Here is an 11,137-nt window from a genome sequence, read left to right as displayed (position 1 = left end):
ATGATGCGGTTCATAAAAGGTAATGAGATCGGCTTGGCGACTAGGTTTGGCCGAGAATGGGAGGGCCAACGCTGTGGTGCTAGAACTATGGCTGGAAATCCCTGTCAGCGCCCCGCGGTAAAAGCAACAGGGCGCTGTACGCGCCATGGCGGCAAGTCGACTGGACCGCGGACCGAGGAAGGCCGTGCGCGGATCGCGGCGGCACAAACGAAGCATGGGCAGTTAACTAAAGAGAAGCGGGCCGAAGCTAAGCAGAACGCAGCAGTTGGACGGCAAATCCGTGCTGAGCTTGCGGAAATCGAAGCTTGGGCCTTGGACCGCGGACACTTGGAGAAGGATTGGCGAGAAAAGCTGAGCAAGGCCTTGGTGCTTGAAGGCTGATCCTCGGACCTCGGTCATTTGCCTTATATACCTTTTAGGGGGGGGGTACCTTGAAAAAAAATTCAGCGAAAAATTTGGAAAATAGCGTAAACCGCGTAAACTGAGGTAATTTACTCGTTTATATACAGTGACTTACGGTGGTTTACGGTGCTGTTTTCTTACCGTAAACCGTTTGTAAACCGTAAACCATATGGTCAGTTGCCCTGAGCTCACTTTTTGGTTTTGGTTTGAGGGGGTACCCCCCCCTTATTGCTCTATATAGGGAAATCAAGCGGCGCCGCTCTGTTTTGCTTGTAGCTGGTCCAAGTAGTCCGCCCATGCTTGTAAAGCGTTGCGTCTCTCACTCAACAATTCTTGGCGCTGATAGACGGCCATCACACCCGAAACCACACCGCTTTGATGGCTCAGGATTTTGTCAATGACCATTGGCGCTAAAGAGAGGTGTTCAACAGAGTGCGTTGCAAAGGTACGACGTAGATCATGAAGTCTCCAATCACTAACGCCACTATCCCTGTCCAAGCGGGTTTTCGCATGGCTGAAACCACTTGATGCGGTGGAACCTGTGACCGTGAATAAATAATCACTTCCAAGGCGTCTTGGCAGCTGTTCGATGAGCCGCATGGCTTGTTCACTTAAACCTACGATATTGGCCTTACCGTTTTTTGAGCGTTCTTTTCCGATGGTCCAGGTTCTATTCTTAAGGTCTATCTCGGACCAAAGTGCGCCAGCAACTTCAGCACGCCGCTGACCAGTTAGGATCAGCAACTGCATCATAGGCCCAAAAGGGTAGCCGAGTTGTTCTGCTGCCTGCCACACGACGCGCAGTTCATCCTGGCTTAGGACGCGATCGCGAGATGCTTCTGTCGCAGCCCTAGGCAGGTGCTCTGCCGGGGAGAGGTCTATAAGGTCGCGTTCGGCAGCCCATTTGAAAAACCGCTTTAGGTAGGCCCTAACGCGATTAGCTTGGGTTCGTTTCCCTGCATCCTCTAAGCCATCAATGATGCTGAGCAGATCATGCTTTGTTACCTGATTGAGGAGTTTGCCTCGCAGGGCCGGATCAACATGCAGAGCAATGGCGTTTTGTACATTGCGAAAAGATTTGCGCGAAGCCTGCTCGCGTTCGTACCAGAGTTCTAGGGCCTCCTTAAAGCGCAAGGGCGCAGCTTGTTTTTGCGAAATGCCGTCGCGAATCTCTTGTAGCGTTTCACGGGCACGCTCTCGTGCCGTGGAGAGAGACATGGCAGGGTAAGATCCCAGTGTCCGACGTACGCGTTGACCATTTATGCGGCCGAAAACAATCCAGGATTTTATGCCCGTCTTTGAAACGCGGACAGCGAAGCCCGGCTGGTTAGCATCATAAACCTCGTAACGTTCCTCACGTGGTTTGAGGTTCTTGATGAACGTGTCGCTGAGACGTGTACTTGAGAAGCTAGGCATATTGGGGTGCCACCTGGGGTGCCAAAAATTGTTAATGCGCTGATACCACAGTGTACCCAATGGACATCAAATCTGCAATTAATAACAGTAAAATAAAGAAAAAATCAACGAAACGGACAACAGTAGACTATATCAGCAGCTGACTTCTAATCAGCAGGTTCGGGGTTCGAGTCCTCGAGGGATCGCCATTAAATCAATAACTTAGGCCTTGCTGATGTGTGGTTTCCTAAAGCAGGGAAACACAGGGGAAACTATTTCTCATGATTGCTGTATAACAAAGGGGGGGCGAAAACTCCGCGTTTCTGTCGCGGTAATAGTTCTAAGCGCACATTTTTCCCTAAAAAGGTAAAAATTTTTTCTACCGCCTTTTGCTCTTTAGCACTTGGCTTAGGAACTAGGGTTTAGAGGTGAATAACAATGTCCACACTCTACGCGACAGCAAGTTACTAGTGTAACTGTCACCTTAGCCGCATTTGGTTTGGGTTGAACACGAACTCCACCGTTTTCCATTGGTCAAATTTGTCGGGTGGCAAATTAAATCCATTTGCACCGCAGCGTAAGATTGCTCTCCGTGCGCTTTCAAACAACTCCATAATTGCGGTTGCTGAGCCAGAAGTTGAATCAATTAATTCAATGCTATCTGGAACTGCTCGACCTTCTATGGTGAGTTCAACTCGTATTGTTACTTGATTGCGTTGAGCTTCAGCGCCAAGCGCTCCAGTGTTCCAGCAGGCTCTGACATTGGTAATTAACTCATCAATTTCGTCGACCGCCAGAGGCTCCGAAATGCTGGGTGTAGTTAAGATTTCTGAAAATAATTCCTCCCATCGTTCGTCTACAATGGCTTCCAGAGAGCGCTCCTGTGACGGTGTTTCAGGGCTTGAAGAGGGAGTAACATCTTCATCATTTAACTCAACGCATGTGCCAATGCTCAAGCTCGGATAACGCTGGATGTCATCGCCATGAATAAAGCCAAAATTATAAGAGCGAGTGAACCGCAAGGTTTCCGTGCTGAGGTTGATCTGACTAGTTAAATCACCGCAGATGATGTCTTCCGAGTCGCTCAAGTCAGTCGTCGATTGGCAGATTAAACTCCAGTCATTTCCAAAAACTTGTGCTCTTCCGAAACCATCAGTGATTGATATTAAGTATTTGCGGTCTGTGTCGAAGACATTTGGAACCCATTGGCGTGTGCCTTCATCGAGAACGAAGCCCACTCCTCTGTCAGCTGCACACAAATACCGTTCAGCCTTCACAGGCGAGGCAAGCGCGGTAGCGATCAGTGCGGCTGTCAGGAGGTGTTTCATCTTAATCTTATTGGTAAATCAAAATTATAGCGCGCGGCGGCAATACCTTCTGGCGCCCGTTCAAAAGGCGCACTGTTTTCGATCCAGCTCAATAGCTGCTCATCAAGATTAGTGTTGCCTGTGCTGGATAAAATTTGGGTGGTGGAAAGATTGCCGTCGGTATCTATCACCAAGCGAATGGTTGCAACACCGACCCCGCTTGGACGATTAGGGCTGGCTTCCATTGAACTTAAAATACTGGAACCCCAATCACTCATTAACCTCATTATTGTCTCTCGACTGACTTCTGCCTCTCGACGGACTTCGACCTCTGAGGTTACTCGCTCGCTGGACGATACTGGTGGCAACGCGGCTTCATCACCAGTCAGCCCACGAGTGCATTGGTAGTCATATCGCTCAACCATACCGATGTTATTAGTGCTATTATCGTATGGAAATTCCGATAGAACTAAATAAGGGCGGGTTAAATAAAACGTTGTAACGAATTGATCCGATCCACCGTCCAAAATCTGCGCCCAAGAAATCAAGGCATCATTCCAAACTAAGATTTGCGTGGTGTAGACACTTCCGTATGAGGCTTGTTGGATAATCTTCTTCTCGCTCAGATCGAGAGTAATTTCAGTTCTATCACGTGGGTTGTCGAGGTTTGCACAATAAATACTGGCAATCTCCCCTCTGACAGGCGAGGCAAGCGTGGTGGCGATCAGTGTGGCTGTCAGCAGGTGTTTCATATCGGACGCACACACTGAACAAGCTCATCCAGGCTAGCAAGGCCAGGAACAAGATTTGCAAGCCAGGAGGATTGTAATCTTAATGTTGCTCTATCTAGCATTAACATTCTTATCATTGAGAATTGATCGTCATTAAGTAGGTTGGTCCATCCAATCACGTGATCATTCCATATTAAAACCTGGGTCTCCATGTCTTCATCTTGATTAAGCTGAAATACGGTCTGTTGTTCTGTATCGAACACAAACGTTATTGGCTCACCGTTGGGATATGTGCATTGCATCTCAAGGACCTCTGCCTTTATCGGCGAGGCAAGCGCAGTGGCGATCAGTACTGCTGTCAAAAGGTGTCTCATGCTGATTATCCTCGTTTGTAACCTACAGCCAGATTGTGGTCAGTTTCACACATATCGCCAGAACAGCACTCAAAAATGTTAGACTTGCATGTTGCGCACTGCTCATGCCCATGCACGACAATCGTGTTTAGCGGTGACTGACACCTGGGGCATCTCTGCTTGTTGAGATTAGATGGATTCAACAGGTTATCCATTATTAGCGCGGCTCCCAATTTTACCACTCAGTATGGGTCACCATATCAATTGGTGTAGTTGTAGATACAACGTTTCATTGATGGATCGCTTTTACCCATTAGCGTTCGTTCAAGAGACGATTATAATCTCTTGTGAGTTGTTCGTGTTCGCGGAGTAGCTCGTTATACTCGCGGACTAGTTGATTGTGATCTCGAAGCAAATCTTCGTAGGTGTCCACGCATTCGTCTACCTGAGAGACGCATGCATATCCTCTGTAGTCGCAAGTTCCATAGTCGAAACAAGTTGCCATTTGATCAACGCACATCGCATTGGAAGAACAAACTTTGTCGCCATAGTCTAAGCATGCAGGCTGTCCCCAACTGCATGAAAAGGACTGTGAGATAGCCTGCGTAGTCGTGGTCACCAATATCAGAACCAAGAAATACATTATGCCATGGCGTGAGTAACTCATATTTAATTTGGTGGTTTGCATGGAACGTCAGCCAATAAACTACTTACACTCACACAAAGCTTTCGGTCTCAGCCTGCAATCGTTAGAGTTAATTTACAAGTGTTGGTGATTATATTGGGACCTGGCTATGAAGCCTTTAATGCTGCCCCTCGTTATTTCGACTGTGCTGATTGCAGTTGGGTCTAGTTCAGCGCATGCCGAATGCCCCGAGATTTCCGAAGATCGCACGATATGTGAATTTGCATCCGATGCTGCTGAGCGAATGGCCTTATCGCTGCCTCAGCAAATCTCAGCGAATATGACCCTCGAACAAGTGTATGCCGTTGAAAATCATATTTGGATGACCGTGACGCTAAATTACAGTGAGGGTGAATTGAATAGATCAGTCGAGGCAGCTGGTTCAACGCGGGGTATGGTTGACAGCACTATGGAGACTAATACGAAAAATTGGCTTTGCAGTGCCCCTGATCTCAGTGAGTTCATAGAGTTTGGAGGGGCGATCGGCTACAATTACAGGTTTATCGATGGTCAGCGTTACCTATCGATAGAGGTGGATAGTTGTAGCTGATTTGAAATGATTGCTAGTTCTAAATGACGCTGAATGAGTTTGGAAAAGAATGAGACACTTCCTGTCTCATGGTTGTATGTGAGGACAATCACATGGCTATATTGGCACGAAACGTGAAAGCATTGATTAGGCATTTGATGGTTGTGCCTTTCGTGTGCTTTGTTGGCCATGCTGATGCATACGACCTATCCCCCTTAGAAAATGCCATAGAGGCGCTTGCCGCGACAGGCGATCTGGCCACAACAGTTGAGCAGGACTTGGGGAACGAGGCTCTCGAAGATGTATCTGAGAGCTGGCCGAATATGGCTGCTGCTGCGCGACGTAGTTTTTTATCTGATCATTTTGATATTGTCTTGGTCTCACTGAAGGGAGACGATGGCAGCTATAGTCGCACAATAAATGTTTCGCTAAGAGATGACTTGCCGTTGGCAATATCTCCTGAACCCAATTTCAGCTACTGTGACCAGCTCGAGGGTATGGTCGAAGAGGCTTTTGGAGACCCCTCAGTTTTTCTCGACAGATCAATCCCCATAACCCGCACTAGCGAGATAACGTCTTCCGCAACCGATAATCATCATTCGGTTCGTAATTTTGAGAGTTATGGAGTGGAGTCTGTCTGTGTTGCTACATATTTCAAGGCTGGCGACGTCTTAACAATGACATTCATTGCTGGCATTGGTCTAAAAGAGCAAAGCGAACTGTCTCTATTGAAGCCATTGGTCCCGATCTCCTGTCAATTTGAGGGTCAATTACTCTGGGATGGTAATCCTGTTGAAGGCCGCGCAAACGAACGGTTCGAGTTTGATTTTGTGTTGGATGAAAATCGAAACGAAATTTTAAGGTCGAACAATATAAAGCTGGCAGACGCTCAGTTTACCGATGCTCACGTATCTTGGACTTGGGTTACTTCTGACAGCTCAGAAACAGATTTTAGAGTGAATCGTTATTCTGGTTTGGCTACTATGGAAATACACTCGACCGATCAGCCGATTACTTTCCGTCAATCATCTGGAGCGTGTGAAGTCCAGCGCGACAGAAGATTTTAACTAGGTGTTAAATTGTCAATTTGGTCAGCGTTTTAGTTTGATCTTATTTTGATGGGCTATGTTCGTAGCATTCTTGATGATCGTCTTGAGGTGAATTGCATCCATACTTGGTTTATTCGGTTTTAATCTAAGCTACCCCTGTCGGGCGCGGTGCATGTGTCATCTGCCTATGGCTAGAATATATAAATGTCCTGGTTCTTGTGACGCGCATGCATCCATAAACTCAATTCACGTCACATATTTTGTGACTGCTTAGGTCGCTGTCTTCATAATTCAGGGCTGAGCGTCACAAGTCTTGTGACGCGGTGTCACTAATTCTGTGCGGGGTTTTCATTTTTTATAGTCATGAAACGCTTGCCAGCAGGACGACCCGTGCGGTCATCAACGTATTCTTCTAGTAACCAATTAGCAGTTTGACCGATCCCAGACGGGCCGAGATACGGCTCGGACGTTTTTGTGATGAAGCCCATTTTTTGAAGCTCTGCAAAACGTTGACCAATTGAATTTCGATGCAAGCCCAAAAGGTTCTCGCACTCCCTATAGCTCAGCCTAATGCTCCCGTTATTGTTCCCTACATAGCGTCGCTTAAGTTCAATATAGAGACAGCGTGAAGGTAGGCTGAGGTTCCGCCAAGCCTCAGTTTTTAAAATCCATTCAGGCAGTTGAACAAAGCGTCCTTTCGCATGGCGCGGATGCTTTGATTTTGAAGACCGTCCCATGAACTTATCCCTAGGTTCGTAGCTGCATTTTGGGCATACGTTTCGAGCAATTAATCGATAAGTTTGATGCTGATTTGTGTGGTTGGTCGGTCAAAGCGCAATAAAGCTGCGTGTGACCGACCCGAAATTAGTCAGCCTGTTGACGGTGCTTGCGCACACACTCTGAAATCCAATCTAGAACTTCGGATTCCAACCATCCTGAACGATGGTCTGAAATTTTGAGGGGCTTTGGGAAGCGGTCTTCTCGAGCCATACGTCGAATATGAGGAATTGATATAGAGGTTCGCTCTGAGACCTCTTTTGCTTTTAGTATCCGCATTGATCTCTCCTATGCATCTATTAATGCAATGAGGATCATGCGGAACCGTGGTGCGAAACAGTTTGGGTTTCGCATTATTTAGATGCGGAGTTTTAGATACATACTCAACAGAGCTTGATAATACTGGCCGAGGCTGTCGTTGTTTTCTGACCGTTCTTCAATTGCTCGCAAAGCCGCTAGTTTTGATTGGCGTTCTGCCAAATCTCTAATTGCCCCAGCTGGGCCAGCACCTCTGTTGAAGCGGCTTCTAAGCGCTCTGACCTGCGTTTCCTGCAGGCCTGTGTCATTGGCGACTATTGTGACGGCCTCCTTGAGCTTTAGCCCCCATGCTCGACAGTATTCAGTCATTGCGATTACGAGTGTATTCATCTCGTTTGACTGGCTTAAACTAGGTTTCCCGCCGAGATTGACGTTTGGGTTCTTGTGGCCAATGAGGACATTTGAAGCACCACTGTAAGTGTTCCGAAACTCTTCCATCAAACGAAAGAGGGGACGTGTTTCTAAGTGGGGATGGGTCTCGTCTAGGAGCCTTTTGATTGCAGCAAGCAGACCATTCGCTTGATTGAACGCTTCGAACTTAACATCATCGAACTCGGGCTTCTTGTCCTTGTGCAGCTTTAACGTTTTCTCAAACACAACGTCCGTTGCTTTAAGGGTGGCATCTAGGGCTTCTAGGGAGGTTTTTGGTTTATCCTGCGATGATTTCATCGAGCCTGTCCGCCCAAGCTTGGAGTGCATCAAGTTTTTCCTGATAGTAAGGGTAACGGTCGTAGTCTGCCGTGACATCTTTTTCGATGTGATTGACGACTTTTTTGATTAGGTATTGGCTATATCCGAGGCGACCTAGGTTCGAAATTACGGCAGCCCTAATGTCGTGCAGCACCCAATCTTTGACACCTGATGAGCTGTTTACCTGGCGTTTGTGACTTGAAAAGCCATTGATGGGTTTGTCACCAATGATGCCAGACTTTAATAAAAACTCTCCTTCTTGCTGAAGTAAGTCATTCACAATTTCTCGTGCCTGGCGGGACAGAGGAACCATGTGTTCACGCTTGTTTTTTGTGTCCGCACCACTCAACAACCAGCCTTCTTCAGAAATTTGCGAGCGTCGCATGTGGGCGGTCTCTGTCTCTCTCTGGCCGCATAGCATTAATAGCCTCAGAAACGCCCTGTAAGGGCCGCTGAGCGCCTCTGATGCATGCCATAGGTCGCGAAGCTCAGAGTCCGTAAGCAGCCTGCGTCGAGGGGTTTCTTGGTAGGGTTGCTCGACCTGCTCAGTTGGTGCGTGTTCAAGGTAGTCTCGTCGAACGAGCCATTTGAAAAACTTACGCATGTGTGCAAGCGCGCGGTTGGCTGTCGTGCCTTTGCCTTGGTCTAGCAGGTTGTCCAAGATCGTGTGAATGTCAGCCCGCTTCACTTGCTGTATGGGCGTGCTGCCTAATTTTGGTAGGAGGTGCAGGCGTAAATTATCTTCGGCCTGCTTCCAGCTTCTATTTCTGGGCTTTTCATATTTTTCAATGAACTCTTTTGCCATAACAGCGACAGTCATCTCAGCTTCTTTGCGTCGATCCTGTTTCTCTTTTCGCGGATCGATTCCTTTTGCGACCAATCTGCGGGCTTCGTCTGCCATCTGCCTTGCGTCACGCAAGGAAATGTCTGGATATTTCCCAAAGGTTATCGTGCCTGTTTTCTTGTCCAGTCTAAAGCTGAAGCGGAATGATTTGATGTTGTTCGACGTGTGTTTGATTCCGAGGCCGCTGCAGGTTGCGTCGCCATAGTGCTTTTCGCCTGAGCTGGGAGGCGTCAGCTTTTGTAGCCATAAGTCGGTGAACTTTACTTTACTCATCGAGGGAAACTTCTGGGAAACATAATTGATGATTTTCTATGATCACCATGATACGAAATGTTTCATTTGTTTGCAATTATCCTTTAAAAAATAGAATAAAAGCAAGATCATATGGCGGTGATGATCCATCATGATGTCATTAGAGCGACTAACTTCTAATCAGCAGGTTCGGGGTTCGAGTCCTCGAGGGATCGCCATTTTTCCGTAACGCTTGCACGAATCACGCGGTGTGTCCGTCATGGGGGGCACAGGGAGAGGTCTATGTGACATCTCTGCGATATGCTGAATTTCCTCGCCCGCGGGCTGATATCCGCGCATCTGGCGGCCAAACCTTAAAAAAATCCTGCTTTTCGGTTCCTAGGCGCGTATGAAAGGCTTATACAGTTTCGCAACACACATGCGCTTGCGGGGAGGCATGACATGATAAGATCAGAACTTGTGCAAAAACTCGCGGAGGAAAATCCGCATCTTTATCAGCGCGATGTTGAGCGGATTGTGGGAGCAATTTTTGACGAAATCATCGAAGCCATGGCGCGAGGAGATCGGGTCGAATTGCGCGGCTTTGGCGCGTTTTCGGTAAAAAAGCGTGATGCACGCGTGGGCCGCAATCCGCGGACGGGCGAGGCTGTATCAGTCGAAGAAAAACATGTTCCCTTCTTTAAGGCGGGCAAATTGCTGCGTGACCGATTGAATTCGTAACGAGAACTGCGCGAGGGTAAGGCGTGATCCGAATAATAAAGCTGAGTTTCATTCTCTGTGTCGCGGTGGTTCTGATTGTTCTGGCGATTGCCAATCGCGATCCGGTGGTGATTAATCTTTTACCTGCCGATTTGGCGCTGTGGCTGCGGATAGATTTGTCTATATCCCTCCCTCTGTTCTTGATCATTTTCGGCGCGATTACCGCAGGTTTGGTTCTAGGCTTTGTTTGGGAGTGGCTGCGCGAACACCGGCATCGTGCGGATGCATCGCGCGCGAAGCGTGATGCGACACGCCTGTCGCGGGAATTGGAAACCCTCAAGGGCGAGGCACGGGCGAAAGAGGGTCAGGACGACATTCTTGCCTTGTTGGAGGATGGCAAGCCCTTGCGGCTTGGTTGATCCCTGATGAGCATTTCCATTAAATTTTGTGGCCTTTCTCAGCCTGCCGATATTGCGGCTGCGGCTGAGGCGGGTGCGCGCTATGTGGGTTTTGTATTTTTCCCAAAATCACCCCGCGCGGTTAGCCTGACACAGGCCCGTGACTTGGCGCTTGCCGTTCCCGTAGGCGTGGCCAAGGTGGGTTTGGTGGTCGATCCAGAGGATGGTTTTCTCGATCAACTTCTGGCCGAAGTGCCGCTGGATATTTTGCAATTGCACGGCCATGAAACACCTATCCGTGTGGCGGAAATCCGTGCGCGCACGGGCCTGCCTGTGATGAAGGCCATTGGTATCGCAGATGCGGATGATTTGGGGCAGATTGCGGATTACGCGGCGGTCAGTGATCAATTGCTGATTGATGCCAAGCCGCCGAAAAATGCTGACCTTCCTGGGGGGAATGGTCTTTCTTTTGACTGGCGGTTGTTGGCCGGGCGCAGATGGCCTGTGCCATGGATGCTGGCGGGTGGATTGACGCCTGACAATGTGCGGCTTGCCGTGCAAATGACAGGCGCGCAGCAGGTTGATGTTTCATCAGGCGTGGAAAGTCGGGCAGGGGTAAAAGACCCTATGCTGATCCATGCTTTTGCCGATGTGGTGAACGGGGGCTAAACCTTGTCCCTTTCTCTTGCTCAATTCTTGCGCCCGCGC

General features: G+C 48.5%; 14 protein-coding genes. 6 read left to right on the top strand and 8 right to left on the bottom strand.

Translation table 11 applies throughout. From position 1 onward, the window contains the following. Positions 1–381 (top strand): HGGxSTG domain-containing protein, encoded by a 381-nt coding sequence (locus AAC622_RS08700; RefSeq protein WP_340261680.1) that lies wholly within the window; start codon positions 1–3, stop codon positions 379–381. Positions 382–648: 267 nt separating this feature from the next. Here the strand turns inward: AAC622_RS08700 and AAC622_RS08695 are convergent, their stop codons facing one another. From AAC622_RS08695 to AAC622_RS08680, 4 genes are all read right to left on the bottom strand, one after another. Next, the gene (locus AAC622_RS08695) at positions 649–1,818 is read right to left on the bottom strand and encodes a tyrosine-type recombinase/integrase (RefSeq protein ID WP_340261678.1); all 1,170 of its coding nucleotides are present in this window, start codon (positions 1,816–1,818) and stop codon (positions 649–651) included. Positions 1,819–2,276: 458 nt separating this feature from the next. Continuing rightward, positions 2,277–3,125 carry a hypothetical protein gene (locus AAC622_RS08690; RefSeq protein WP_340261675.1) on the bottom strand — a complete coding sequence of 283 codons (849 nt, stop codon included), beginning with the start codon at positions 3,123–3,125 and terminating at the stop codon, positions 2,277–2,279. Next, positions 3,122–3,856: an energy transducer TonB family protein gene (locus AAC622_RS08685; protein WP_340261673.1), complete on the bottom strand. Its 735-nt coding sequence runs from the start codon at positions 3,854–3,856 to the stop codon at positions 3,122–3,124. Before AAC622_RS08685 ends, AAC622_RS08690 begins: the two co-directional genes overlap by 4 nt. Beyond that, positions 3,853–4,209: a hypothetical protein gene (locus AAC622_RS08680; RefSeq protein WP_340261671.1), complete on the bottom strand. Its 357-nt coding sequence runs from the start codon at positions 4,207–4,209 to the stop codon at positions 3,853–3,855. Before AAC622_RS08680 ends, AAC622_RS08685 begins: the two co-directional genes overlap by 4 nt. 773 nt (positions 4,210–4,982) lie before the next feature. On the opposite strand from AAC622_RS08680, the gene AAC622_RS08675 reads away from it, so the two are divergent. Both AAC622_RS08675 and AAC622_RS08670 read left to right on the top strand, forming a co-directional pair. Then, on the top strand, positions 4,983–5,423 hold the full coding sequence (locus AAC622_RS08675; protein WP_340261669.1) for a hypothetical protein: 441 nt from the start codon (positions 4,983–4,985) through the stop codon (positions 5,421–5,423). A gap of 92 nt (positions 5,424–5,515) precedes the next feature. After that, positions 5,516–6,469 (top strand): hypothetical protein, encoded by a 954-nt coding sequence (locus tag AAC622_RS08670; RefSeq protein WP_340261667.1) that lies wholly within the window; start codon positions 5,516–5,518, stop codon positions 6,467–6,469. Between the two features lie 311 nt (positions 6,470–6,780). On the opposite strand, the gene AAC622_RS08665 is transcribed toward AAC622_RS08670, so the two are convergent. The 4 genes from AAC622_RS08665 to AAC622_RS08655 form a co-directional block, all read right to left on the bottom strand. Further along, entirely contained in the window at positions 6,781–7,188 is a 408-nt protein-coding gene (locus AAC622_RS08665) for a hypothetical protein (RefSeq protein ID WP_340261664.1), read from the bottom strand. A gap of 127 nt (positions 7,189–7,315) precedes the next feature. Further along, the gene (locus tag AAC622_RS12440; protein WP_445322621.1) at positions 7,316–7,507 is read right to left on the bottom strand and encodes a helix-turn-helix transcriptional regulator; all 192 of its coding nucleotides are present in this window, start codon (positions 7,505–7,507) and stop codon (positions 7,316–7,318) included. Positions 7,508–7,585: 78 nt separating this feature from the next. Beyond that, a complete protein-coding gene (locus AAC622_RS08660) occupies positions 7,586–8,215 on the bottom strand; it encodes a hypothetical protein (protein WP_340261662.1) in 630 nt (209 codons plus the stop codon). Continuing rightward, positions 8,196–9,353, bottom strand: coding sequence for a tyrosine-type recombinase/integrase (locus AAC622_RS08655; RefSeq protein WP_340261660.1), 1,158 nt, complete (start codon positions 9,351–9,353; stop codon positions 8,196–8,198). The genes AAC622_RS08660 and AAC622_RS08655 overlap by 20 nt, the downstream gene beginning before the upstream one ends. A 420-nt stretch (positions 9,354–9,773) precedes the next feature. On the opposite strand from AAC622_RS08655, the gene ihfB reads away from it, so the two are divergent. From ihfB to AAC622_RS08640, 3 genes are read left to right on the top strand one after another with little or no spacing between them, the layout of a single operon-like run. Then, positions 9,774–10,052, top strand: coding sequence for an integration host factor subunit beta (gene ihfB, locus AAC622_RS08650; protein WP_340261657.1), 279 nt, complete (start codon positions 9,774–9,776; stop codon positions 10,050–10,052). Between the two features lie 23 nt (positions 10,053–10,075). Beyond that, the gene (locus AAC622_RS08645) at positions 10,076–10,450 is read left to right on the top strand and encodes a LapA family protein (protein WP_340252523.1); all 375 of its coding nucleotides are present in this window, start codon (positions 10,076–10,078) and stop codon (positions 10,448–10,450) included. Positions 10,451–10,456: 6 nt separating this feature from the next. After that, positions 10,457–11,098 carry a phosphoribosylanthranilate isomerase gene (locus AAC622_RS08640; RefSeq protein WP_340261655.1) on the top strand — a complete coding sequence of 214 codons (642 nt, stop codon included), beginning with the start codon at positions 10,457–10,459 and terminating at the stop codon, positions 11,096–11,098. Positions 11,099–11,137: the final 39 nt, after the last annotated feature.

Source organism: Roseobacter sp. HKCCA0882 (assembly GCF_037805225.1).
In the GTDB taxonomy this organism is placed as follows: domain Bacteria; phylum Pseudomonadota; class Alphaproteobacteria; order Rhodobacterales; family Rhodobacteraceae; genus M30B80.
Note: the sequence above shows the minus strand (reverse complement) of the source record. Positions and strands in the feature narration are given on the sequence as shown.